The 25,906-nt window shown below is 72.7% G+C and carries 12 protein-coding genes; 7 read left to right on the top strand and 5 right to left on the bottom strand.

All coding sequences use genetic code 11. The annotated features are described in order from the left end of the window. Window positions 1–11: 11 nt before the first annotated feature. The 3 genes from ACFPQ9_RS21850 to ACFPQ9_RS21840 form a co-directional block, all read right to left on the bottom strand. Window positions 12–13,661, bottom strand: a complete 13,650-nt coding sequence (locus ACFPQ9_RS21850; RefSeq protein WP_380855585.1) for an SDR family NAD(P)-dependent oxidoreductase — start codon at window positions 13,659–13,661, stop codon at window positions 12–14. Window positions 13,662–13,887: 226 nt separating this feature from the next. Further along, window positions 13,888–15,648 carry a fatty acyl-AMP ligase gene (locus ACFPQ9_RS21845; protein ID WP_380855582.1) on the bottom strand — a complete coding sequence of 587 codons (1,761 nt, stop codon included), beginning with the start codon at window positions 15,646–15,648 and terminating at the stop codon, window positions 13,888–13,890. Between the two features lie 362 nt (window positions 15,649–16,010). Next, window positions 16,011–16,247 (bottom strand): hypothetical protein, encoded by a 237-nt coding sequence (locus ACFPQ9_RS21840; RefSeq protein ID WP_380855579.1) that lies wholly within the window; start codon window positions 16,245–16,247, stop codon window positions 16,011–16,013. A gap of 322 nt (window positions 16,248–16,569) precedes the next feature. Here ACFPQ9_RS21840 and ACFPQ9_RS21835 point away from each other — a divergent pair, with 322 nt between their 5' ends. From ACFPQ9_RS21835 to ACFPQ9_RS21810, 6 genes are read left to right on the top strand one after another with little or no spacing between them, the layout of a single operon-like run. Then, on the top strand, window positions 16,570–18,162 hold the full coding sequence (locus ACFPQ9_RS21835) for an ATP-binding protein (RefSeq protein WP_380855577.1): 1,593 nt from the start codon (window positions 16,570–16,572) through the stop codon (window positions 18,160–18,162). Continuing rightward, complete coding sequence (locus ACFPQ9_RS21830) at window positions 18,159–18,581, top strand: roadblock/LC7 domain-containing protein (RefSeq protein ID WP_380855574.1); 423 nt, start codon at window positions 18,159–18,161, stop codon at window positions 18,579–18,581. The genes ACFPQ9_RS21835 and ACFPQ9_RS21830 overlap by 4 nt, the downstream gene beginning before the upstream one ends. After that, on the top strand, window positions 18,578–18,940 hold the full coding sequence (locus tag ACFPQ9_RS21825) for a DUF742 domain-containing protein (protein ID WP_380855571.1): 363 nt from the start codon (window positions 18,578–18,580) through the stop codon (window positions 18,938–18,940). Before ACFPQ9_RS21830 ends, ACFPQ9_RS21825 begins: the two co-directional genes overlap by 4 nt. Continuing rightward, the gene (locus ACFPQ9_RS21820; protein ID WP_380855568.1) at window positions 18,912–19,550 is read left to right on the top strand and encodes a GTP-binding protein; all 639 of its coding nucleotides are present in this window, start codon (window positions 18,912–18,914) and stop codon (window positions 19,548–19,550) included. The genes ACFPQ9_RS21825 and ACFPQ9_RS21820 overlap by 29 nt, the downstream gene beginning before the upstream one ends. Before the next feature lie 5 nt (window positions 19,551–19,555). Next, the gene (locus tag ACFPQ9_RS21815) at window positions 19,556–20,794 is read left to right on the top strand and encodes a cytochrome P450 family protein (RefSeq protein WP_380855565.1); all 1,239 of its coding nucleotides are present in this window, start codon (window positions 19,556–19,558) and stop codon (window positions 20,792–20,794) included. After that, a complete protein-coding gene (locus ACFPQ9_RS21810) occupies window positions 20,791–22,023 on the top strand; it encodes a cytochrome P450 family protein (RefSeq protein WP_380855562.1) in 1,233 nt (410 codons plus the stop codon). Before ACFPQ9_RS21815 ends, ACFPQ9_RS21810 begins: the two co-directional genes overlap by 4 nt. Window positions 22,024–22,167: 144 nt before the next feature. Here ACFPQ9_RS21810 and ACFPQ9_RS21805 read toward each other — a convergent pair whose 3' ends face one another. Together ACFPQ9_RS21805 and ACFPQ9_RS21800 are read right to left on the bottom strand one after the other, a co-directional pair. Beyond that, on the bottom strand, window positions 22,168–23,700 hold the full coding sequence (locus ACFPQ9_RS21805) for a helix-turn-helix domain-containing protein (RefSeq protein ID WP_380855559.1): 1,533 nt from the start codon (window positions 23,698–23,700) through the stop codon (window positions 22,168–22,170). A gap of 56 nt (window positions 23,701–23,756) precedes the next feature. After that, the gene (locus ACFPQ9_RS21800) at window positions 23,757–25,136 is read right to left on the bottom strand and encodes a DUF2716 domain-containing protein (protein WP_380855556.1); all 1,380 of its coding nucleotides are present in this window, start codon (window positions 25,134–25,136) and stop codon (window positions 23,757–23,759) included. Between the two features lie 135 nt (window positions 25,137–25,271). Here ACFPQ9_RS21800 and ACFPQ9_RS21795 point away from each other — a divergent pair, with 135 nt between their 5' ends. Further along, window positions 25,272–25,892 (top strand): L-threonylcarbamoyladenylate synthase, encoded by a 621-nt coding sequence (locus ACFPQ9_RS21795; protein ID WP_380855553.1) that lies wholly within the window; start codon window positions 25,272–25,274, stop codon window positions 25,890–25,892. Window positions 25,893–25,906 lie beyond the last annotated feature (14 nt).

Raw genomic sequence — 25,906 nt, 5'->3', positions numbered from 1 at the left:
TACCGGGGCCGTCATGGCCGCCGCCAGGAGCGGAACGTCCTCAGGTGCTCCGGCGTGACCACCGTCTCCAGGTGGTCGTCGTCCGGATCGCCACCGCCCAGCGCCGACAGCACCCGGCGGGCCGGGGTGTTGCGCGGGGTGCGTTCCGCTGTCAGCCGGATCTTGGCGCAGTGCAGTTCCTCGGCCCGGTCGGCGAGCCATTGCAGCAGGCGTTCCTCGACGCCCCGGCCGAGTGCGCGGCAGCTCATCAGCCAGGCCGTCACGTCGAGTTGGTCGCCCTCGCGGCGCACGGCGAGGAGGCCGATCTGGCCGTAGTCGCCGAAGCGGTCGCGGGCCGACGCCGTCCACACCTCGCCGTGTTCGCGCCAGCGCGCGACGTCGCCGCCGTCGGCGGAGCGGGCGCGCATCGTGAACTGGTTGGTGCGACGCACGAGTTGCTCGGCGCGCTGCACGTCGGCATCGGACAGGGCCCGGACGTCGACCTCCAGTTCAAGCTGCGCGAGGAACTCCTCGAAGCCGGCCTGCTCACGGACGGCATCCCGCTCCCGTTCCTGTGCGTAGAACCGCGCCCGCAGGGCGTCCTCAGCCGTCGCCGCGGCCGGAACCAATGGCCACAACCGGCCCAGGAACGCGGGCAGTTCGCGGGCCGTCGGACAGGTCACCGACAGCACCTGCGGCAGCGCGGCGCGCATCTTGGCGATCTCGGCCGGGTTGTCGTCGAGGAAGAGGAAGCTGTCCAGGCCGAGGTTGAGCGTGTGGGCCGCCTCGGCCAGGCGCGTCGGCTTCGGGCCCCAGGCCGCCGAGAGCACGCTGAAGTGCGCAGCCTTCAACAGGCTGTCCGGGCGGTCCAGTACGGCGCGGACGGTGTCCTCGTCGTTGTTGCTGACCAGCACCAGCAGCGCCCCTGCCGCGCGCCACTGGAGCAGCCGGCGCGCCAGCAGGGCCCGCGACCCGCTCAGGTCCACTTCCTCGGGCCCGATCTCGCCGGCCACGCCGCCCCACAGGGTCTCGTCGCCGTCGACGGCGATCACCTTCGGTGCGGGGCGTCGTACGGCACGGACGACCTCGGCGAGGCGCAGGGCGACGGCCGCTTGGAAGGCGGGGGTGAACGGGAGGTGGGCCATGGCTTCGGTGCGCTCGTCGAAGGGTTCGTCGACGGGGTGGTGGCGGGTCCAGTCGTCGGGGCCGAGGACGGCGATGCCCGGCACGTCGGTCAGCTCGGCGGCGACCTCCTGTTCCCAGCGGCTGAGCCGGTCCTCCGTCCGAACCGCGGGCAGGAAGCCGACGATCAGCGGCTTGCGGGACTGCTCGGCGACCGCGCGCAGGGCGGCCGGGTAGGCCATGCGCAGTTCGGCCAGCAGCTGGTCGTCGAGCGGACCGAAGCGTTGCAGGTCCGTGGCCCGCAGCAGGACGACGCCCGTGGTCGTGGCCTGGTCGGCGAAGACTCCGGACGGGTCGCGCAGGGCGGGCAGGACGTGGTGGTACGGCGCCTCGGCGACGGTCGTGACACCGCCGTCGTTCGTCGAGACATCGACCGCTGTCTCGCACATCTGCGGCAGGTTGCCGAGGGCGAAGGTGGCGGCCAGGGCGAGCGAGTGGCTCACAGCGGGGGCCGCTGCCGTCCGTACCGGGCCCGACGGGTCCTCTGCCGTCTCCGCGAGCAGACCCAGCAGTTCCTCGCCCAGCTCGGTGGCCGTCGCCCCGTCCAGGATGTCGAGGTTGTGGTCGAGGCGGATCCGGCCCGCGTCCGGGGTCATGGTGATCATCAGGTCGAGGTCGGAGTAGCCCGTTCCGGCAGGCAGCACCTCCAGGGCGGTGAGCCCGCGGGCCGCGCGGACATAGTTGAAGTACACCTCCACCAGCGGCGCGTTCGGCCGGTACAGGCCGCCTCGGGCCAGCACCGGCAGCACGTCGGAGAACATCGCGCCCTTGGTCAGCACCCGCTCCAGACGCCCGTCGGTACGGCGCAGCACCTCCTCGACACGCTCCTTCGCCTTCGCTTCGGCGGGGAAGGGCACGGGCACACCGTAGAAACCCAGCGCGTCGTAGGCGTCGGCGTGGATGCGGGTGTCCACGGGCACGGCGAGGACGAAGCGTTCACGCTCGCGCTTCCTGGCCAGCAGGACGGTCAGGGTGCCCAGGCAGAACGCGGCGGGTGTGACGGCCAGGCGGCTCGCGGCGGCCGAGATCCGGTCCATGAGCCCGTCGGGGATGGGCACGGTGACGCTGCCCGCGCGGTACGTGCGGGCCTGCGGGCGCGGTCGGCTCAAGGACAGGTCGAGGCGTTCACTGCCCTCGAACGCCGCACGCCAGTCGACCGCGTCGGTGCTCGCGTCGGCCTGCTCGTCGGTCCGCTGGGCCTCGATCAGCAGCTGGACGTCACGGTTGGTGACGGTCTCACCGAAAGTGTCGCCTGACAGCTCGGCGTCGATCTCGCCGGCCACCAGCAGCAGCGACTGGAGATCGCTGACGGCGTGGTGCGCGCCGTAGACCAGGATCTGCCCGCGCTCGCCGCCGTCCAGCAGCTCGAACCGCCACAGGGGCGGGGCGGCCAGGTCGAAGGGCGGCTCCAGGAGTGCGCGCAGCCCGTCGGCGGCGTCCAGAGCGGTACCGTCCGCTACGACCGTCCAGCGCAGCGGCGGTTCCGGCAGGGTGCGGTCGACCCGTAGCTGCCGTCCGCCCTCGGCGGCGGGCACGATGGCCGTGCGCAGGGCCGCGTGCCGTGCGGTGAGGCGGTCGAGGATGCCGGTGAGGGTCTCGCGGGTGGTCGGCGTGGTCAGGCGTACGGCCAGGCCGACGGCGTGGGCCGCGTCGGGCATGGCGGGCTGGGCGCTGCGCAGCAGTCGTACGACGTCGCGGGTGGCGGGGTGCGTCTCGGTCTCCGGGACGTCGGTGACGTGCTCCGGCTCGTCCTGCGCCGTGGCCTCCCGTTCGGGCAGAGCCGTGCCGAGTGCCTGGGCGAGGCCGCGGATGTCGGCGGCCGAGAAGACGGTGGCGGCGGGGAGTTCGACGCCGAGTTCGCGGGCGAAGGCGTTGCGCAGCCGCACCAGCATCAGGGAGTCGAGGCCGAGTTCCTTCAGGGCCGTGGTCGCGGACACCTGGACCGCGCCGCCGGAGACCTCGCCGACCCTGGCGCGCACATACGCCTCCAGGCGTGCGGTCCGCTCGGTGCCGGTCGTCGCCGCGAACACCTTCTTGACCAGGTCGTCCGAGCCGGTCGGGCCGGCCGGGACGGTGACCAGGTCGGCCAGGATCGGGCGGGTGCGGGCGGCATCGGGGTCGAGGGCCAGCATCTCCCGGTCCAGGGCCAGCGGTGCGAGCTGGCGGCGGGCCGTGGTGAGGACCCGCTCGAAGAGCTCGCCGCCGTCCTGCGCGGAGAACGCGACCAGGCCGGAGCGGGCGGTCTCGGCTTCGCGGGTGCCGGACTCGGACACCATGCCGACGCCCGACCAGGCACCCCAGTCCAGGCTGAGCGCCCGCCGGTCCGTGCGGGACAGATGGTGGGCCCAGGCGTCCAGGAAGGCGTTGGCCGCCGCGTAGGGGCTTTGTCCGGCTGAGCCGAGCAGACCGGCCGCGGATGCGAACAGGACGAAGTCGGCGGCGTCCGGGGTCAGTTCGGTGAGCAGGGCGGTGCCCAGGACCTTGGGGGCGAGGACCCGCAGGACACGCTCGTCGGTCAGGTTGGCGATGGTGGCGTCGTCCAGGACACCGGCCGCGTGCACGACCCCGGCGATGGGGCCGAGTTCCTGGCGTACGGCGTCCAGGGCGGCCGAGAGGCCGGCGCGGTCGGCGACGTCCGCGCGGGCCAGGTGCACGGTGACCCCACGCTCTTCGAGCCGGCGGATCCAGCCCAGGGCGTCGGCGCCGGGCGTCCCGCGGCTCATCAGCGCCAGCCGCCGGGCGCCCCGGCGGACCAGTCGCTCGGCGACGACACGGCCGAGACCGCCCAGTCCACCGGTGATCAGGTATACGCCGTCCGGGGAGGTCGCGCCGTGGCCGCCGTCGTCGGGGCGGGTGCGGGTCAGACGGGGCACCAGGCGCTCGGTCCCGCGCAGCGCCACGAGGCGTTCGTCGTCCGCGTGCAGGAGCTGGGTGCACAGGGCGTCGGCGCCGTCCGTGGGCGGGAGGTCGACGAGGGTGGTCCGCAGCTGTGGGTACTCCTGCGCCACCGCGAGTCCGAAGCCCCAGCCGAGCGCCTGCTGAGGGTGCGTCACCTGCGTGCTGTCGCCGGCCGCCTGGCTGCCGCGCACGACGACGAAGAGGCGGGGTGCCGCGCCCTGGGTTCGGTCGGCGAGCGTGCGCACCAGGTGCAGGGTGCTCAGACAGCAGAGCCGGGCCGCTTCCTCGGCCGTGCGGTCGTCCTCGACGGCGGGCGCGTCGAGGGCCGTCATCTGCACGATCCGCGCGGGCGGTTCGCTCGCGAAGGCCTCGTCGAGCAGGCGTGCCAGGTGACCGGGGTCGGCCGGGTCGAGGACGTAGTGCCCGGGGCTCTCGACGGCGAAGGACTCTCCCCTGCGGGCGATCACGTACGGCACGGAATTGCCCAGCCGCTCGACCAGTTCCGCCGCCGCGCCGGATTCGTCGGCGAAGATCAGCCAACTCCCCTGCTCGGCTGGGTCGTTGGCGACGGGGCGGGACTGCCAGCGGGTCTCGAAGAGTGCTCCGTCGAGCGGGGAGAGTGCGGCCAGCGCGAACTCCCGCGCCTCCAGGATCAGCTGGTCGTTGTCGTCGTACAGGCGCAGGTCGAGTGTCGCGCCGTCGCCGGACACGGACCGCAGCTCGCACGCCACCCACACGGGGGTGGTGCGCAGCCCGGTGTGGCGGAGGCGGCCGACTCCGGCGGGCACGAACGCCCTTCCCCGGGGCGCGTCGCCGGGCAGCGCGGCCGTGTGGAAGGCGGCGTCGAGGACGGCCGGGTGGAGCAGATGGCCGGCGGCGGGCCTCTCGGCGAGCCGGGCAAGCCCTGCGGACCGGCTGCGGTGGCCGGACTCCAGGCCGCGGAAGACGGGACCGTACTCGATGCCGAGGGCGGCGAGCGCGCCGTAGACGGCCGGCAGGTCGACCTGCTCGGTGCAGCGTTCCCGCAGCGCGGCCGGCGGCTCGCCCGGTTCCGGGGTGGTTTCGGCGGTGGTGACGGTGATGCGTCCGGTGACGTGGCGTTCCCAGGTCACGGGCCGTTCGCCGGCAGCCGGTGCGGAGGCGATGGTGAAGTCCCGTGCGCCGTCGGCGGCGGGACGCAGAACCAGTTGGAGGCGTGTCGGCCGGGACTCGTCCAGGCGCAGCGGCTGGAGGAACCGGACGTCGGCGAGCCGTACGTCGCCTCCGTCCTGTACCGCGCAGGCGGCCTCCAGCGCCATGTCGAGGAAGGCGGCGCCGGGCAGCCAGACCTCGCCCGTCACGCGATGGTCGGTCAGATAGGCGAAGCGGCTGTCGCACAGGTCCACCTCGCTCTGGAACAGGTGCCGGTCGGCTTCGTCGCTGGCCTCGACGTGCGTACCCAGGAGCGGGGAGCCGCCGGTCGCGGTGGCCGGGGCGGGGGCGAGCCAGTGCCGTTCGCGGGCGAAGGCGTAGGTCGGCAGGTCGACGCGGCGGCCCGCCGGGAACAGCATGGGCCACTCGGGCGTGTGGCCCGCCATGTACAACTCCCCGACCCTGCCGAGGAGTACGTCCCTGCCACCCCGCTGACGGCGCAGCGAGCCGACGCTCACCGCGTCGATCCCGGCGTCGGCCGCCACCGCCTCGATGGACGAGCCGAGCGAGGGATGTGGGCTGAGCTCGACGAAAAAGCGGTAGCCGTCGTCCAGCATGCGGCGGACGGTGTCCGCGAAGCGCACGGGTTCACTGAGGTTCGCGTACCAGTACGCGGGGTCCAGGCGCTCGCCCGGCACCGGTTCGGCGAGCACCGTCGAGTACAGCGGGGTCGGGGTGGGCGTGCTGCGGATGCCGGAGAGACGGTCGAGCAGTTCGTCGCGCAGCGGGGCCATCAGCGGGGTGTGCGAGGCGAACGGCGTCGACAGCGAGCGGGCCGCGATGCCCTGCTCGTCCAGGCTGCGGCGCAGGTCGGCCAGGGCGTCACCGTCGCCCGAAACCGCCGTGGAGTGCGGGCTGTTGACGGCGGCGACGAACAGCCGGCCGACGTACGGGGCGAGAAGTTCCTCGACCCGGGGACGCGGCAGGTCCAGGGAGAGCATGCCGCCCTTGCCCGCGACCGGTGCGACCGCCTGGGCGCGCCCGGTCACCACGGTGACGGCGTCGTCCAGGGTGAGCGCGCCGGCGCTGTACGCGGCGGCGATCTCGCCCAGGCTGTGCCCGGTCACGGCGTCCGGGGTGACACCGAGGGAACGCCACGCGGCCGTCAGCGCCGCGTTGACGGCGAACAGGGTCGGCTGCAGGTACTCGGTGCGCTCCAGCGGGGAGAACTCCTCCGGCGCCCGCAGCACGTTGAGCACCGACCAGCCGACGTGCCGCTGTACGGCGTCGTCGATCCTGGTCAGCTCCGCACGGAACGCCTCCGACTCCCCCATCAGGTCGAGCCCCATGCCGGGCCACTGGCCACCGTGTCCGGAGTAGACGAAGGCGACCTTGCCCGACTGCTCCTCCCGGGGCGGCGGGAGGGTGATCCGCCCGGACGCCAACTCGCCCAGCACGGAGCGCAGTTCGTCCCGGTCCTCGGCCACGACCGCCACCCGCCGCTCGAAGTGGCTGCGGTGGCGGGCCAGCGTGTAGGCGATGTCCGGCGCGTCGGCGGCGAGGTCGTGCGCGAGGGCGGCGGCCTGTCCGCGCAGACCGGTCTCGCTGCGGGCGGACAGGACGAACAGGCGCTTTGCGGAGGGTAGTTCAGTCTCCGGCGATCCGACCGCCGGGTCGGCTTCCTCCACGATCACATGTGCGTTGGTGCCGCTGATCCCGAACGCGCTCACGCCGGCACGCCGTGTCCGCTCCACCGACGCGGGCCAGCCGACCTGCTCCCGCAGTAGATGCAGTCCGCTGTCCGCCCAGTCGATATGACGGCTCGGCGTGTCGGCGTGCAGGGTGCGCGGCAGGGTCTGGTGGCGCAGGGACTGTACGACCTTGATGAGACCCAACACGCCCGAAGCGGCCTGGGTGTGGCCGACGTTGGACTTCAGCGAGCCGAGGTACAGCGGGCGTCCCTCGGTGCGCGAGGCTCCGAAGACCTCGGTGAGGGCGTTCGCCTCGATCGGGTCACCCAGGGTCGTGCCCGTGCCGTGCGCCTCGACGAAGTCGATGTCGTCGGGCCGCAGCCCGGACTGTTCCAGGGCGCGTCGGATCACCTGCTCCTGCGCGGGCCCGTTCGGCGCGGACAGGCCCTGGCTGCGGCCGTCCTGGTTGACGGCGGTGCCGTGCAGCACGGCCAGGACCCGGTCGCCGTCCCGCCGGGCGTCGCTCAGTCGCTTCAGTACGACCATCCCGGCGCCCTCGGCCCAGACGGCCCCGTCGGCGGCGTCGGAGAAGGAACGGCAGCGCCCGGTCGGGGACAGCCCCCGCAGCCGGCTGAACTCCACGAAGGTCTGCGGTGTGACCATCAGCGTGACACCGCCGGCGAGCGCCAGATCGCACTCGCGGGCGCGCAGCGCCTGCGCCGCCAGGTGGACGGCGACCAGCGACGACGAGCAGGCGGTGTCCACCGTGAGGGCGGGCCCGTTCAGGCCGAGCGTGTAGGCGAGCCGCCCGGAGGCGACGCTGAGGGCGGAACCGGTGCCCACGTATCCGTCGAGCTGGTCGAGCCGGCTGCCGGACAGGTAGTCGCTGCCGAACATGCCGACGTACACGCCGGTGGTGCTGCCCGCCAGGTCGGCCGGCACGATTCCGGCACGTTCCAGGGACTCCCATGCCGTCTCCAGCAGCAGCCGCTGCTGCGGGTCCATGGCGGCCGCTTCCTTCGGGGTGATGCCGAAGAAACCGGCGTCGAAGGACTCGATGTCGTCGAGGAAGCCGCCCTCGCGGGCGTAGGACTTGCCGGGCGCGTCCGGGTCCGGGTCGTACAGCGACTCGACGTCCCACCGCGCGGCGGGGAAGGGTCCTACCGCGTCCCGTCCCTCCGCGACCAGGCGCCACAGGCCCTCCGGGTCGTCTACGCCGCCGGGCAGCCGGCAGGCCATGGCGACGAGAGCGATCGGCTCGTCCGAGGAGGTCGTCGTCGGCGCGGCCTCGACACTGGGGCGCCTCGTCACCGACAGCACGTTGGCCAGCAGATGTTCGGCCAGGCGGGTCGGCGTGGGGTGGTCGAAGAGGAGGGTGGCCGGGAGCTTGGTGCCGATGCGGGAGCTGATGCGGTTGCGCAGGTCGACGGCCGTGACCGAGTCCATACCGAGGTCGCGCAGCGGCTGGTCGGGGCGGACGGCTTCCGCCGAGCGCAGGCCGAGCGCGTGGGCGGCCTCCTCGCGGACCAGGGCGAGGACGCGCGCTGCCCGTTCGGCTTCCGGCAGCCGGGCCAGTCGGTCGGCCAGGGTGCGGCTGCCTTGCCGTGCGAGGTGGGCCGCGGGGAGAAGGGAGCGCCACAGGGCGCCGGAGGGTGCGGCGGCCCGGAGCCGGGGCAGGTCCAGCGCCCAGGCGACCAGGTGGGCGGCGTCGCGGCGCAGGCACAGCGCGGTCAGGTCCCGGCCCTGCTCAGGGGTGAGGGCCCGGTGTCCGAGACGGGCCATCCGCTCCAGGTCGGCGTGCTCGGCGGCCAGCCCCTCCCCCGCCCAGGCGCCGAAGGAGACCGAGACCGCGGGCAGCCCGAGCGCGCGGCGGTGGTGGGCCAGCTGGTCCAGGAAGACGTTGGCGGCCGCGTAGTTGGCCTGGCCCGCGTTGCCGACGACGCCCGCCGCGGAGGAGACCAGCAGGAAGAGGTCGAGCGGACGGCCGGCGGTGAGCCGGTGCAGATGGGCGGCACCGTCGACCTTGGGACGCAGCACCCGTGCGAGGCGGTCGGGCTGGAGCTCCGCGACCACGCCGTCGGCGAGGACTCCGGCGCAGTGCACGACGCCCCGCAGGGGTGCCTCGTCGCCGATGCGGTCCAGTACGTCCGCCAGTGCCGCCGCGTCGGCCACGTCGCACGCGGCGACCTCGGCCTCGGCGCCGAGAGCCGCGAGTTCGGCGGCGGCCTCGGCGGCCCGGGGATCGTCGGCGCCCTGACGGGACGTCAGCAGGAGGCGCGGAACACCCTGCTCGGCGAGCATCCGGGCGATGTGGCGGCCGACCGCGCCGAGGCCGCCGGTGATGAGGACGGTTCCGTCGGTGGGAATGCGCACGGGACTCTCGGCAGGCGCGGGACGCGCACGCACCAGGCGGGGGGCGAGCAACTGGCCCTCGCGGAGGGCGAGTTCCGGCTCATCGTGCGCGGCAGCGGAGAGGAGCGGCGGTTCGTCGCCGTCGAGGTCGAGCAGGGTCAGCCCGAGGTCCGGGTGCTCGGTACGGGCACTGCGGGCCAGACCCCACAGCACCGACTGCGCGAGCCCCGGAACCGTGTCCGCCTCGGCGGCGGCCACCGCTCCGCGAGTCACCCAAAGGGTCCGCGTGGGCGCCTCGTCCGGTTGGAGGGCGATCATCGCCTGCAATTCGACGAGTGCCTGCGCTGCCAACTCATGGGCTGCGGCGGCAGGTTCGGCGTCCGGGGCAGACCAGAATCGTACGACCGTGTCGGCGCCCTCGTCGCCGACGCGGACGCCCGCCGCGTGCAGGCCGGCCACGGCCGCTGCCGCATCCTCCCCCGCACCGACGACGGCCCACACCGCTCCGGGCGGCGGACCCGCGAGTTCGTCCGCGACGGCCGTCCACGCCACCTCGTACAGGTGACGCCCGTGCTCCGACCCGGTGTTGAGGTCGGCGGGGTCGACGGCCCGCAGCCGTACGCCCTCCAGACGGCCGGCGGGGAAGCCGTCGGCGTCCCACAGCGTGACGTCCAGGGTGAGGTCCGAGGCGCCGGCTCCGGAGTGGTCCGTCCGGCGCACGGAGGCCGTCAGTTCGGTCGCGCCGCCGGGCGGCAGGACGCAGCGGGCCACCGCGACCGGCAGGAGCACGCGCCGGTCGGAGGTGTCGAAGGCGGCGGCCACCTGGAGGGCGGCGTCGAGAAGCGCCGGGTGCACCGGATAGGGGGCGTCCGGTTCCCGGGCGACGGACGGCAGCGCGAGGCGGGCCAGCAGGGTTCCTTCGGCGGTCGCGGTGACCTGTCGTACGCCTTGGAAAGCGGGCCCGTAGCCGAGACCGAGCTCGCTCAGACGCTCGTAGGTGTCGTCGCGCCAGGCCGGGTCGGCGGGTTCGGGCCAGGTCGGCGGCCGGTCGTCCGGCGTGGCGGCGGGATCGGCGGCGGAGGCGGTGGCGTGCAGGGTCCAGTCGGTGGCCTCCTGGCCGCGTGGGCGGCTGTGGACCGTGATCTCCGGTGCGGTCCCCGCGGTGACGACCTCGACGGACACCTCGACCGTGCCGGTGGCGGGCAGGATGAGGGGGGCCAGGAGCAGCAGACCGGTGATGTCGGCGGCGGAGTCGGGGCGGGCCGCGGCGAGCGCGGCGCGGCAGAGCTCCATCTGGGTGGTGCCCGAGACCACGGTCCGGCCGAACACGGTGTGGTCGGGCAGCCAGTCGGCGGTGGCCGGGGACCACTCGTTGCGGAAGGTCCAGCGGGTCTCGTCGGCCGACTGGAGCTGGATGCCGAGCAACGGATGCGCGGCACGGTCGAAGAGGCCGGGTGCGGTGGCGGAGGCCGTGGGCTCGATCCAGTGGCGCTGCTCGTCCCAGGCGTATGTCGGCAGGTCGGCCCAAGCGGTGGGCAAGACCGTGCGGCGCCAGTCGATCCGGCGTCCGTGGACATGGAGTTCGGCGGCGGCGCGGTCCAGGCAGGCGGGGCCGTCCTCGTCCCGGCGCAACGATCCGACCGCGAGCAGGTCCTCGTCGACGGTGCGCAGGGCGGTGAGCAGCGACGGATGCGGGGCGAGTTCGACGAAGCAGCGGTAGCCGTCGGCGACCATGCGCTCGACGGTCGGTGCGAAGCGTACGGGTTCGCGCAGGTTGGTGTACCAGTAGTCGGCTTCGAGTCCGTCGGTGACCGGTTCGCCCGTGACGGTGGAGTACCAGGCGACCGGGGTCGGGTAGGTGGTGACGCCGTCGAGTTCGTCGAGGATCGTGGCGCGGACGGCCTCGACCTGGCTGCTGTGCGAGGCGTAGTCGACGTCGAGGCGGCGCACGAAGACCTGCTGCCGGTCGAGGTCGGCGAGCAGGGTGTCCACCGCGTCGACGGCGCCGGCGATCACGGTCGAGCGCCCGCTGTTGACGGCTGCCACGCTGATCGTGCCGTCGTGGGCGGCCAGTCGGGCCTCTACGTCGGTGTGCGGCAGGGCGACGACGGCCATGGTGCCGGTGCCGGACAGTTCCGTCAGGGCCTGGCTGCGCAGGGCGACGACCGCGGCGGCGTCGTTGAGGCTGAGCGCCCCCGCGACACACGCGGCGGCGACCTCGCCCTGGCTGTGCCCGATGACGGCGTCCGGCCGTATGCCGCGGGCCCGCCACACGGCGGCCAGCGACACCATCACGGCGAACAGCACCGGCTGGACGACATCGACGCGGTCCAGGTCCGGGGCGCCCGCGTCGCCGCGCAGCACGGACGTCGCCGACCATTCGGTGAACGGGCGCAGGGCGGCGTCACAGCGGTCGAGTTCGTCGGCGAACACGGGGTCGCGATCGAGCAGATCACGGGCCATGCCGGGCCACTGGGAGCCCTGGCCGGGGAAGACGAACGCCAACTTGCCGGTCAGCGTGGCCTGTTGAGGGCCCGCGGTCCGTTCGGGATCGGGTCGGTCCTCGGCGAGTGCGCGCAGGGCGGTGATCAGTTCGTGTCGGTCGCTCGCCTGGACGACGGCCCGCTGCTCGAAGTGGGTGCGGTGGTGGGCGAGGGTCGCGGCCACGGCGGGAAGCGGCAGCTCCGGCTGCTGTTCGAGGGTAGTGAGGAGCCGGTCGGCCTGAGAGCGGAGAGCGGGCAGGGTACGGGCCGAGAGGGGGAAGAGGGTCGTGCCGGGGAGGTCCGCGGGGGCCGTGAGCCGGTCCTCGGGGGCCTCCTCCAGCACCACATGGGCGTTGGTGCCGCTGATCCCGAAGGCGCTGACGCCGGCGCGCCGGACCCGCTCGGGGTCTCTCGGCCAGACGCGGGCCTCGTCGAGTACGCGCAGGCCGCTGTGCGCCCAGTCGATGTGCTCGGTCGGGGTCCCGGCGTGCAGGGATGCCGGGATCCGTTCGTGCTGCAAGGCCAGCACCGTCTTGATGACGCCGGCGATGCCCGCGGCGGCCTGCGTGTGGCCGATGTTGGACTTGAGGGAGCCGACGCCGAGGGGGCGTTCGGCGGGGCGACCGGGGCCGAAGACGGCGGACAGGGCGCGACCCTCGATGGGGTCGCCCAGCGGGGTGCCGGTGCCGTGTGCCTCGATGTGGTCCAGGTCGTGCGGCTGGAGCCCGGCCGCGTCGAGGGCGGCCCGCAGCACGCGTTCCTGGGCCGGGCCGTTGGGGGCACTCAGTCCCTGGCTGCGGCCGTCCTGGTTGATCGCCGAGCCCTTGAGGACGGCGAGGACCCGGTCGCCGTCGCGGCGTGCGTCCGCCAGCCGCTTCAGCAGCACCATGCCGCAGCCCTCGGCCCACACCACGCCGTCGGCGTCCGTCGAGAAGGGGCTGCACCGCCCGGACGGCGACAGCCCGCGCAGCCTGCTGAACTCGACGTGGCCGCGCGGCGTCACCAGCAGCGTCGCACCGCCGGCCAGCGCGAGGTCGCATTCACCGGCGGCGAGGGCCCCCGCCGCCAGATGCAGGGCGACGAGGGAGGACGAGCAGGCGGTGTCGACGGTGACCGCCGGTCCCTGGAGGCCGAGGGTGTAGGCGATACGGCCGGACGCCACGCTGGACGCGGATCCGGTTCCGACATGCCCGTCGAGCTGGTCCAGGGCGGCCGAGGCCAGGTAGCCGCTGTCGTACAGGCCGATGTAGACGCCCGTGGAGCTGCCGTCGAGCGTCTCCGGGACGATACCGGCGCGCTCGATCGCCTCCCAGCCGGTCGTCAGGAGCAGCCGCTGCTGGGGGTCCATGGCGGCGGCCTCGCGGGGCGAGATCCCGAAGAAGGCCGCGTCGAAACGGTCGATACCGGAGAGATAGCCGCCGCGCAGGGAGTACGCCTTGCCGGTGGCTTCGGGGTCGGGATCGTGCAGCCCTCGGGTGTCCCAGCGGCCCGCCGGTACCTCGGTGATGGCGTCCTCGTCCGCGGCCAGGAGTCGCCACAGCGCCTCGGGGTCGTCGGCGCCGCCGGGGAGCCGGCAGGCCATGGAGATGATGGCGATGTCGTCGTCGGGCCGCGTGGGCGCCGCGCCGGACGCGGAGCCCGTCGTCGACGCGGGCGCGGGCGCTGGTGGGTCCGCGAACACCGCCTCCGCGAGCGCCGCGATGGTGGGGTGATTGAAGATCAGGGACGGGTCCGGGGTCCGGCCCGCCGACGCGGACAGCTCGGCCGCCAGCGTCACCAACTGCCGTGATCCCAGCCCGAATTCGGCGATCGGCCGGTCCGGGTCGACGGCCGTCAGGTCCAGCCCGGCCGCCTCGGCGACGGCCGACTCCAACCAGACCCGCACATCCTCCGGAGTGGTCAGGGTCGGCTCGTTGGACTGCTTCGGCGACTGGTGCGCAGGCATCTAGACAGGTGTCCTCGTGGATTCGGGCAAAGGGCAGGGCGGTCGTAGGGCCCCTGGGGCTCGTGCGCCGGTACGACCGTCCCGGCCGGCGTACGGCGGATGAGCCGACGGACGACGAGCGGACGGGCGTGCCGACCGACGGCAGACGGCGGATGCCGGGTCACGGCGACCGCCGGTGCCGGGGCACGGCGAGCGGCGGATGCCGGGTCACGGCACGTGGTGGGTCTCAGCTCACGGCCGGCTCGGGGATCACGGCGAGCGTGCCCTCCAGGTAGGCCGCCCGGGATGCGCGGCGCTGGATCTTGCCGCTGGACGTCTTCGGGATGGTGCCCGGCTGGACCAGGACGACATCACGCACGGACAGGCCGTGGGCCTCGCCGATACCGCTGCGGACGACGTCGATGATCTTCTCCGCCTCGGAAGCCGCGTCCGGGGCGATCTCGGCGATGACGACAGCTTGTTCGCCACCGTCGCCACCGTCACCGCCGTCGGCACCGCCCGCATCGCCCGCACCGTCGACGGAGAACGCGGCGGTGCAGCCGGGGCGCAGGGCCGGGTGGGCCATCTCGGCGGTCAGTTCGAGGTCCTGCGGGTAGTGGTTGCGCCCGTCGATGACGATGAGGTCCTTGAGGCGGCCGGTGACGAACAGCTCGCCGTCGCGCAGGAATCCGAGATCGCCGGTGCGCAGGAAGCGGCCGTCGTGGCCGGTCAGGGTGGCGCGGAAGGTCTCCCGGGTGGCGAGCGCGTTGCGCCAGTAGCCCTTGGCGACGCTCGCGCCGCGCACCCAGATCTCGCCGGTCTGTCCGTCGGGGAGTTCCTCGCCACGCTCGGGGTCGGCGATGGCGACGGTGACATCGGGCCCCGGCCGGCCGCAACTGACGGCCGCGGCGTCGGACTGGCCGGCGTGCGGGCCGGTCTCCGGGGCCTGGAGCAGGGTGGGCGGGGCGTGGACCGTGCTGCCGGTGACCATCAGGGTCGCCTCGGCGAGGCCGTAGCACGGGTAAAGGGACTCACGGCGCAAGCCGGCCGGGGCGAAGGTGTCGGCGAAGCGCCGTAGCGTGGCGGCGCGGACCGGTTCGGCGCCGTTGAAGGCCACCTTCCAGCTGCCGAGGTCGAGTTCGTCGAGGAGCCGGGGGGTGGCGTGCTTGAGGCAGAGCTCGTACGCGAAGTTGGGGCCGCCACTGGTGTGCGGGCGGTAGTGGCTGATCGCGGTCAGCCAGCGCTCGGGCCGCTGGAGGAAGTGCAGCGGCGAGAAGAGTGTGGCGGTCACACCGAGGTACACGGTGTTGAGGACCGGGCCTATGAGGCCCATGTCGTGGTACACCGGCAGCCAGCTGACGAACATCTCGTGACCGCGCTCCGCGATGACGTCCGGTGTGTGGCCCATGCGCTCGGTGATGACCCGCTCGTTGTCCAGCAGGTTCCCGTGGGTGACGATCACGCCGCGCGGGGCGGATGTCGAGCCGGAGGTGTACTGGAGGAACGCGACGGAGTCGGCGGTGAGTTCGGGCTCGCGCCAGGAGCCGGCGGTCTCGTCGGGGATGTCCTCGGTGACCACGCAGGTGATGTCGGCGAGCTCGGGCAGGTGTTCCGCGAGGCCGGACAGGGCGGTGATCACCTCGCGCCCGCCGAGGATCACCTTGGCGTCGGCGTCGGCGATGAGCCGCTTCATCCGGGTCAGGGCACGGTGGTTCCGGGCGCGGCCCTGCGGTGGGACGCCGGGCACGGCGACGACTCCGGCCGCGAGACAGCCGAGGTAGCCGCAGATGAAGTCCAGGCCGGGCGGGTACAGCAGCATGGCACGGGTGCCCGCCAGGCCGCGCTCCTGGAGCCAGGCGGCGACCGCCCGGGACCGCTCGGCGAGACGGCCGTAGGAGATCTCCTGGATCTCGCCGTCGCGGTCGCCGGTCGCGAGGTAGCGGTAGGCGGTTCGGTCGGGGTGGTGGGCGGCGTGCTGGGACAGCAGATCGACCAAAGAGCGAACCATGTTGCGAGTCTCACCTGTCTGCATCGAAGGGCAACGAACTGGAGTTCGAAGGCCAGGTGCTGGAAGGGTGCGGACGCCTCGGCCGGATCGGCCCCCTTGCCGACCCTCCGTCTCGACGGTCCGCCCAGGAATCACGGCACCGACGTGCCGACCCCCGACATCCCCCCGCCCGGCTTGCTACCGGTGAGTAGCACCATAGCAACTCTCCGAGTTCGACGCGTCGAACGCAAGTAAACCCTACGTGTCAAAAGCGACTCGGCACATCAGGGGTCCCGCCCCGGGCGTCTCACGACTTCCCTGCAGACGAAAGCCCGGACACTCCCGGTGTTTCGGGTGTCCGGGCTTCGCGAGCGGGACCGGTTCTAGCCGCCGCTCAGCCGCGAGCGCAGGAGCGCCTTGCCCAGCTCGGCGCCCTTGCGGCTGTCGGCCTGGGCCTTGCGGAACAGGTCGGCCACCTCGGTGTCCTTGCCGCGCTCCGCGTCCTCGATGTAGGTCTCCAGCCGTAGCGCGTTGTTCAGGCAGGCCTCCACGTACCAGATCAGGTTGTAGTCCTTGTCCTGTGTACCGGTGACACCACCGGTCTCCGTGGCGCTGGTCACACGGACCTCCTCCCAGCGTTCTCGTTCCTGACCCGGTCCGAGTACCCGCCGACCTGCCCTGCACACAGCATGGAAGCAGACATTCCCGCACCCCGACCGGCGTCCGCGAGGAGGTCGATCAAGGCCAACTCGGGCTTGCTGTACGGCAATTCAGACAGTCCGCGCAGAAGTGAGCAGAGTCCCTTCACTTTCGGAGCGAAGTACCCGTCGACCGTGCGAGATCAGTCGATGACGGTGTGTACTGTGCTGCGAGCGGCTCGCCCGACGGCCCTCGGAACCAGCCCTGCCCGACTGCCCCGAACCGACCTCTGGACCCCATTCGATGATCGAACTACCGGACCTGGCGACCGGCGGTCTCGCCGTCGGCATGCTGTCCGCACTCGCCTTGGGCGGCGGGCTGCTGCGCGCACAGCGACAACAGGCGCGGCAACGTGCCGAGATCGACGCGCTGCGCCGCCAACTCGCAGGCGCGGTCGAAGCGTTCACGGCCGAGATCGAACATCTGGCGGCCCGGCGTGTCCCGGCCGCCGCCCAGCAGCTCGCGCATCTGCACGTCCCCGTTCCGGGTCCGCTGCATCCGCGGACCGCGGAGACACCGCTGGGACCCGCGCTGGAACACGTCCTGAACGGGCTGCGCGTGGAACTGGTCGCGCAGCGCACCCGGATCGACGCTGCCGCCCAGGCCGGGATGCGCGGGGCGACCCGTGAGATCCAGGCGGCTCTGTACCGGCTCCAGGACGCGCTCCGCGGGCTTCAGCAGAAGTACGACGACCCGGAGTTGACGCAGACCCTGTTCCAACTCGACCACGAGAACGAGCAGTCGTTGCGACGGGCGCAGGTCGCCGCCGTGGTGTGCGGGGCCTGGGTCGGGCTCGCCCGCGAGGAGTCGCATCTCGTGGACGCGGTGACCGGCGGCCATGCCCGGCTCGCGGGCTACCACCGGATCCGCGTCCACAACCACCTCGCCGCGGGCACCGGGCTCGTGTCCCACGCGGTGGAGCCCGTCGCGATCATCGTCGCCGAGCTCCTCGACAACGCCCTGCGGCACTCCGCGCCGGACACCGACATCCAGGTCAACCTGGAGCATGTCCATCACGGCGTCTGCGTCACCGTCGACGACGCGGGTCTCGGGATGACGCAGGACGAACGTGCCCGCGCACAGCGGCTGGTGGCCGGTTCCGAGCCGATCCTCCTCACCGAGCTGGGCGATCCACCACGCATGGGGCTCGCCGCGATCGGGCAGCTGACCCGGCAGTTCGACCTGACCGTCGACCTGTCCTCGCCGTCGCCGTACGGCGGGGTGCGGGCCGTGCTGCGGGTCGACAGCCATCTGCTCAGCGAGATCGACCCCACCGAGCGCCCGCCCGCCGCCAGCGCACCACGCTCCACACGCCCGGCCGCCCGGGCCGAGACGACAGGGACCGGCGAGTCCCGAGGCGAGGCGACGCGAAAGGCGTCCCCGGAGCGAGAGCAGGACACGCCCCGCGACAAGGTCTCTACCGCCTCCCGGGACGAGGCAACTGCCGCCTCCCTCGCCGAGGCGCCCCCCGACTCCCGACCCGAGCCGTCCACAACCACCGCGACCCGGCCCTCCGCCGACCCCTCCGGTACCACGCACGGATACGGCGCCGAACACGAGGACGCCACCGACGCCGTGTCGGGGCATCACGGTCCCCGGGACACCGGTGGTCTCCCGCAGCGCCGGCGCCGTCGTACCCGCATGACCCCGGCGTACGACGACGTGCCCGCTCCGAGACCCGCGGTGCGCAGTCCCGAGCAGGCCGCCGCCGCGCTCGGTGCGCTCCAGGCCGGCACCGCGGCGGCACGGAACGAAACCGGTGAACCCACCGCCGAGGCGCGCGACACCGATCAGAACGACCACGATCACGACCATGAAGGGGGAACGGCTCGATGACCAGCCGCGAAGCGGGAGACACGGCCTGGGTGCTCGAACCGATCCTGGAGGTGCCGCACGTGGCGGCCGCCGTACTGCTCACGCGGGACGGCCTGGTGACCGGATACACGGACGCACTCACCCAGCCGTCGGCCGAGCGGGTGGCCGCGATCACCAGCACCGTGCAGGGGGCGTGCCGTACGGCGGCCGCCGCGTTCGCCGACCGGGAGCGTGCCGAGGTGCGGCAGGTCGTGATCGAGTCCGACCACGGCTATGTGCTGATCGTGCCGACGGACCACGGTTCCTGTGTCGCCGCGTACGGGGACGGGGAGGTGCGCCTGGACATGCTGGCGCACCGCGTGCACTCGCAGGTGGCGAAATTGGGCGAGAAGGCGATGGCCGCCGCGCCCCGAGGTACCGACGGCGGCGCGTCGGCATGACCGGCCGCCGTGGCGGCCGCCCCCTGGTCCCCGCGTATCTGTCGACCGGCGGCGTGGCCCGGCCCAGCCGCCCCCATCTGGAGCGGCTGTCGGTGCTCACCAGCACCCGTACGGTCGCGCCCGTCGGTCTGCCCGCGGCACAACTCGCCCTCCTCGACGCCCTGGACGACGGTTCGCTCACGGTGGTGGAGGCGGCGGCGCTGCTGCGGCTGCCCGTGTCCGCCGTACGCGTTCTCGCGGGCGCGCTGATCGACCGGGAGCTGGCGTCGTCCCGCGCGCCGATCCCGCCCGCCGAGCGCTTCGACCCCGACCTGCTGAAAAGAGTGGCCGATGGCCTTCGCGCCCTCAAGCACACCTAGCCGCACCGACGACGCGCCCCGTGACTCCGGGGACATCCACCTGCCCGACACGGCCCGTGAACTGGTCAAGATCCTGGTCGCCGGCCCGTTCGGCGTCGGCAAGACGACCCTGATCGGTTCCGTCTCCGAGATCCGGCCGCTGCACACCGAGGAACCGATCAGCGAGGCGTCCGCGCCACTGGACGATCTGGCCGGGGTGCGGGACAAGTCGACGACCACGGTCGCCGTCGACTTCGGCCGGATCAGCCTGCCGGGCGGGGTGGTGCTGTATCTGTTCGGCACGCCCGGGCAGGAGCGGTTCCGGGCGCTGTGGGACGACATCGCCTACGGCGCGCTGGGCGCGCTCGTCCTGGTCGACAGCCGCCGTATCGACGCGTCGTTCGACGTGCTGGGGCTGGTGGAGGAGTCGGGGCTGCCGTACGCGGTCGCCTTCAACGCCTTCCCGGACGCGCCCCGGCACCACAGCGAGGAACAGCTGCGCGCCGCCCTGGACCTGACGCCCGGCACACCGATGGTGACGTGCGACGCGCGCGACGCCGACTCGTCCGTCGACGCGCTGCTCGCACTGGTCCAGCACCTGATCGACCGTCACGCCCCGGAGGACCGGTGACCCGGATGACCACCCACTCCCCCGACCGGCAGGCCTTCTCCCGCTCGGCCCCCGTGCGGCTGTGGGAGGACGGCTTCGCACTGGATCCCTATCCCTACTACGACGCCCTGCGCGCCCAGGGCCCGGTCGGCTGGGCGGAGTTGGCGCCGGGCGTGCCGGCGTACGTCGTCACCGACCGGCGGGCGGCGCTGGATCTGCTGCACGACACGGAGACGTTCTCGCACGATCCGCGGCCGTGGGAGGCCACGGTCGCCGACGACTCACCGGTCCTCGGCATGATGCGCTGGCGGCCCAACACCCTGTTCGCCGACGGGGCGGCCCATGTCCGGTACCGCACTTCGCTGATCGACACCTTCGACCGGATCGAGCCGCACGATCTGCGGGCCCGGGTCCACCGGGCGGTGCGGGTGCTGGTCGGCCGGTTCGGGCCGAAGGGCGAGGCCGATCTGGTGGGCGAGTTCGCCCGGCCGCTGATGGCGCTGGTGTTCAACAGCCTCTTCGGGCTGCCGGACAGCCAGAGCGACCGGCTGAATGTGGCGCTGGGCAAGATGATGGAGGGCGGCGCCGAAGCGGCCGAGGGCGAGACGGAGTTCGCCGGCTACGTACTGGAGCTGATCGCGGCCAAGTCCGAGCAGCGGGGCGACGACCTGCCGAGCCGGCTGCTCGACCACCCCGCCGGGCTCACCCCGGAGGAGGTCACCTGGCAGGTGTTCCTGACGCTGGGCGCCGGGCACGAGCCGACGGCCAACCTGGTGTCGAACGCACTCTCCCGCATCCTCGGCAACCCGCAGTACTACTCCACCCTCACCAGCGGGGCCCGCCCGGTGACGGACGCCGTGGTGGAGGTCCTGCATCACGAGACCCCGCTGGCCAACTACGGCATCCACTACGCGCGCGGCCCGGTGTCCTTCCACGGCGCCTGGATCAGGGCCGCGGTGCCGGTCGTCGTCTCGTACGGGGCGCTCGCCCACTTCGCCGAGCGCGAGGTCACCGGGGAGCGCCATCCCCGGGACGCCTCGCATCTGTCGTGGTCGGCGGGTCCGCACGCCTGTCCGGTGCGGCAGCACACGCTGCTCATCGCCACCGAGGCGATCGAGCGGCTCACGCAGTGGCTGCCCGATCTGGAGCCGGTGCTGCCGCGGGAGCGCCTGACCTGGCGGCCCGGCCCGTTCCACCGCTCGCTGACCTCGTTGCCCGTCCGGTTCAGCTCTCGCTCCCCCGACCAGCCAGGAGTTCACTCGTGACCGTGTCCGACCGCACCGACCGCTTCGCCCTCGACCCGTTCGGCGCAGACATCCCCGGCGAGAGCGCCCGGCTGCGCGCCCTCGGCCCGATCGTGCCCGTGGACCTGCCGGGCGGTATCCCCGCGTGGGCGCCCACGGGTTACGACACGCTGAAGGAACTCATCCTCGACCCCCGGGTCAGCAAGGATCCCCGGCGGCACTGGCGGCTGTGGCCGGAGATCGCCGAGCACCCGTCCTGGGTCTGGATCCTGGGCTGGGTCGGCGTGGTCAACATGCTCTCGACGTACGGCACCGACCACGCCAGGCTGCGCAAGCTGGTCGCGCCGAGCTTCACCCAGCGGCGCACGGAGGTGATGCGTCCGCGTGTGGAGGCGATCACCGCGGAGCTGCTCGACGCGCTCGACAAGGGTGACGCGGAAGTCGACCTCAAGGCCGCGTTCGCCCATCCGCTGCCGATGCGGATGATCTGCGAACTGTTCGGTGTCCCCGACGAGTTGCGGGACGCGACCGCCACCCTCATCGCCGCGATCATGGACACCTCCGACCCGAGTCCGGAGCACGCCGCGTTCGTGCAGGAGCAGATCGGCACGGTGCTGCCCGCGCTCATCGCCCATCGCAGCGAGCACCCCGGGGACGATCTGACGACCGAGCTGATCCGGGTGCGCGACGAGGACGGTGACCGGCTCAGCGACGAGGAGCTGCTGTACACGCTGCTGCTGGTCATCGGCGCCGGATTCGAGACCACGGTCAACCTCATCGGCAACGCGGTCGTCGCCCTGCTGACCCATCCCGAGCAGCTGGCCGACGTACGGTCCGGGAAGATCGGCTGGGACGCGGTGATCGACGAGACACTGCGCGTGCACCCGTCGATCGCGTCGCTGCCGCTGCGGTTCGCCGTCAGCGACATCGAGGTCGGGGACGTGACCGTCGCGGCCGGGGACGCCATCATCACGACGTACGCCGCCGCGGGGGTGGATCCCGCGCACTACGGCGCGGACGCGGACTCGTTCGACGCCTCGCGCGGGGCCGACGACCATCTGGCGTTCGGGATCGGTGTGCACCGGTGCATCGGCGCGCCGCTGGCCCGCGTCGAGGCACTGACGGCGCTGCCGGCCCTCTTCGACCGCTTCCCCGACCTGCGGCTCGCCGCGCGCGAGGAGGAGTTGCGTCAGGTGCCGTCGTTCATCGCGTTCGGCTGGCAGAGGATCCCGGTGCTGCTGCGCGGATGACGTCTGCCGGGCCCGTATGACGGCTTCAGGCGCGGGGACGCGACCGGTCCCCCGTTCCGGTCGTGTCCCCGCGGAGTGTCGAACTTACGTCTGCGACGGAGACCTTGGGTATCGCGTCGGTGCCCACTGAGGGCGCCTCGGCACTCACCCGTGCACAAGTGAGTCCGGAAGGCCCGTTTTCGCCCCGTGGAGGGCGGGCTGATCCGGGTCGTCCAGGGCGAGATGGGCCAGGACGACCTCGTAGAGGTCGCTGCCGCCGGCCAGCAGTTGGCGTTCGAGGACGGGTTCCGCGCTGCGGACGTGCTCGCGGACGGTCTGGGCGTGGACGCCGAGGGTCTGCGCCGTCCGTTCGGCGTTGGCGCCCTCGGCGATCCAGGTGCGCAGGGTGCGGCGCAGGTCCCGGGTGTCCTGATCGAGGTGCGCGAGGAGATCCTGTGACCAGGTGCGTATCGCGGGGCCCGACAACAGGCCGGACAGCGAGACGGGGGTCTTGTCCGAACTGTCGGTCTCGGCCGGTGTGTCGGCCTGGCTCACCTGGATGTTGAGCGCCAGATGGACGACGGCTCGGGCCGTGAGATTGCCGAAGTCCGTGCGCAGCAGCGTTTCGACGCGCTCCATGCGGGCGCGGACGGTGTTGCGGCTGACGCCGAGGACCTTGGCGGCGTTGACGGCGGTGAACTCCAGGCCGAGCCGGGTGGTGGCGAGCAGTTCGGCGCGGGTGTGGTGGGGCACGGTGTCGAGCGGGCGCAGCAGCCGGCCGGTCCACTCGCGCAGGGCCACGGGGTCGATGAGGCGCTCTGGGTGGGTGCGTTCGGCGTAGACGGCCGCCTTGTCGGGGCGGAAGTGGGCGACGGCGAGGGCGCTGACGGCCTGTCCGTACGCGGTGGCGGTACGGGCCAGGCTGTTCCGGGCGCTGCCGCCGATGAAGGTGCGGGGGCGCCCGCCGATCAGTGCCCGCAGCTCCCGGGCCTCCGGCTCGCCGGGCGTCACGACGATCACATGCTCGTCCACCGCCGGGCAGAGCACCACGAGCGCCCGCTCGCCCGTCACGTGGATGCACTCCTCGGCGACCGTGTCGCGCTCCTCCGCGGTGCCTTCCACGACGTGGACACTGGCGGTGTCGGTGTCGAGGAGGCCGGGCCACAGTCCCGCGGCGACACGGCGCGCGGAGACGGTGTCCTCCACCATCAGCAGTTGCAGGATCGCCAGCCGCAGATCCGACGTGGCCTGTTCGAGCCGGAGTCCGGCGGCGGTGGTCTCGTCCGCCTTGAGCAGGAGCTCGATGACCTGGACGGTGTGGGTGACGATGTCGGAGGTGCGCCGGTCGAAGGGCGTCCGGCGTGACACGGCGAGCACGCCCGCCGCCGAGGGGTTCGGATACGTCACCCTGACCAGCCGCAGATGACGCCCCTGTCCCTCCCAGGCGGCGGAGGCGATCCGGCCGGCCGCGACGGCCGCGACGAGGTCCTCGTCCAGAGGCGCTCGTGTACCCGCGACGAGCCGGCCGATGTCGTCCTGAAGAGACGCGGCGCCCTCCACGGCGTCGGCGAGCCAGGCCACGACCCGGCGGACGTCCCGCCCATGGGGCCGCAGATGCTCCAGCAACTCCTGAGCCCACGCCGACCCGTCGGTGCTCCCCGTCCCCGCCCGACGGTCCCCGTCCTCTCTGCCAGCCACTCGGCCTTCACCTCGTCCTGCACTTCATCCAGCACGTACCGGTCGGGGACGTTACCTCACGCGTCCGCGACCGCAGGGTGCCCGGCCACCGACTCGAACGTCCAGACGTTGCCGACGTTGCGTCCGCTACGGCGCATGACGACGCCCAGGACCGCGGTGAGGTCCTCCTCGACCTCGGTCAGCAGATCGGCCCCGAAGACGCACAGGGATTCCTCCCAGGGATGCCAGAAGGTGCCCAACCGCAGATCCGTGGTGAGGTACTTGTGGTAGTCACCCGCCCAGCAGGCGGCTCCGGGCCAGCTCGGTCGGCCCGGTCCGCCGACGCGGGTGGGATCGAAGACGTATCCCTGGTGGTTCCAGTCCGCCGAGTACAGCGGCTCGCCGGGGCGGACACAGGCGCGCAGGCCGCGCTCGACGATCGCCTGCACGCGCCGGACGAGGTGATCGTCGGGGAGCTCGGTGAACCGCCGGCCTCCGGCGTCGCCGATGTCGCCCACGTGCCAGGTGACCGAGGCCTCCGGCTCCTCGACACCGGGGTAGTGGGTGATGCTCGGCCTGAACGAGAACCTGTCCTTGAAGTCGTGCAGAAGCCCGTCGTACTCGGGCTCGGCGAGCAGTGCCCGGACCGGGCGAGTGGTGGCCGGGGTCGATCCCGGCGGATCCCAGCGGTACGTCCGAACGCGGGACACCTCCTCGAACCCGGCCGCGATCAACGCCGTCGCCACCTCAAGGTCCGCGGTCTCGGCGACGACGTGCGTGATGCCCTTCGGCGGCACGGAAGCGGACGCCCACCGCGCCCACAAGGGCAGGAATTCGGGGTGTGGTCCGGTCATCCCCTGGATCGCGAGAAAGCCGGTGCCCTCCAGGTGCTCGGCCCAGCCCACGCCGGTCAGCCGCGTCTCCGACTCCAGCAGTTGGATGTGGGTCCGGTGGTAGAGCCCCACGTGATCGGCCCGGAGTTCGGCGTAGGCCTTGCGGTACGGTCCCCCGCACGCGGTCAGCTCCGCGACCTCGCGCGTCCTGTGGTCACCGTGGCGCATACCGCGCACCCGGTGCCGGCGCGGCGGCCGCGCATCGACGCTCAGGCCCGACAGGTCGGCGATCAGCAGGGACGACTCGGGTCCGGGGCGGAAACCGACGGCCTTGAAGAACTCGTCGGGTGAGACCTCGTCATGGCCGTAGGTCCGCCACTCCAGGGGCTCGTCCCGCTCGGCGCACGCCTCCTGCTGCCGGCGGATCAGGGTGGCCGTCTGCGTCGAGGTGGTCGTGGCAGGCAACGGTGCGTGCCGGACGGTCGCGTGCGTGCCGTGGTGCACGCGGATCAGCGGGCCGTCCTGGGCGAGGACGGCTCCCACGGGCGGCGGCCACGGGACATGGCCGCGCACTCGTTCGTCGTACGTCCGCGCCAGCACTCCCACCAGTCGTCGCCCCCTCACCGCGCCCCTCGCGGTCATTGTGTGGAAGCCGGATTCCGCATTCCAGCGAATTACCCTCCGGTACGGCCGTATGCGCCGGACCTGGCTGTCCCGGCCTGCGCCGCCGTGGGGGCGTGCAGGGCATAGGCTCGGTGAATGGCGAAGTACTTCGATGTGCACCCCGACAATCCCCAGCCGCGCACCATCGCCCAGGTCGCGGACAGTGTCCGTTCGGGTGCGCTGATCGCGTATCCGACGGACTCCTGCTATGCGTTGGGCTGCCGGCTGGGCAGCCGTGACGGTATCGACCGGATCCGCGCGATTCGCCGACTGGACGACCGGCACCACTTCACTCTCGTCTGCCAGGACTTCGCGCAGCTGGGGCAGTTCGTGCGGATCGACAACGACGTGTTCCGCGCGATCAAGGCGTCGACGCCGGGCAGCTATACGTTCATCCTGCCCGCGACGCGGGAGGTGCCGCGCATGCTCCAGCATCCGAAGAAGAAGACGGTGGGCGTGCGTATCCCCGACCACGTGGTGACGCAGGCTCTGCTCAGGGAGCTCGGGGAGCCGCTGCTGTCCAGCACGCTGCTGCTGCCCGACGAGGAGGAGCCGATGACCCAGGGCTGGGAGATCAAGGACCGGCTCGACCATGTGCTGGACGCGGTCGTCGACTCCGGGGAGTGCGGCACCGAACCGACGACGGTGATCGACTTCTCGGGTGGCGAGGCCGAGATCGTGCGCGAGGGGGCCGGCGACATCTCTCGGTTCGAGTAAAGCCGCCGCCGAGC

It is taken from the genome of Streptomyces coerulescens (assembly GCF_042657965.1).
Taxonomy (GTDB): domain Bacteria; phylum Actinomycetota; class Actinomycetes; order Streptomycetales; family Streptomycetaceae; genus Streptomyces; species Streptomyces coerulescens.
This window is presented reverse-complemented; position numbering and strand designations above follow the sequence as displayed.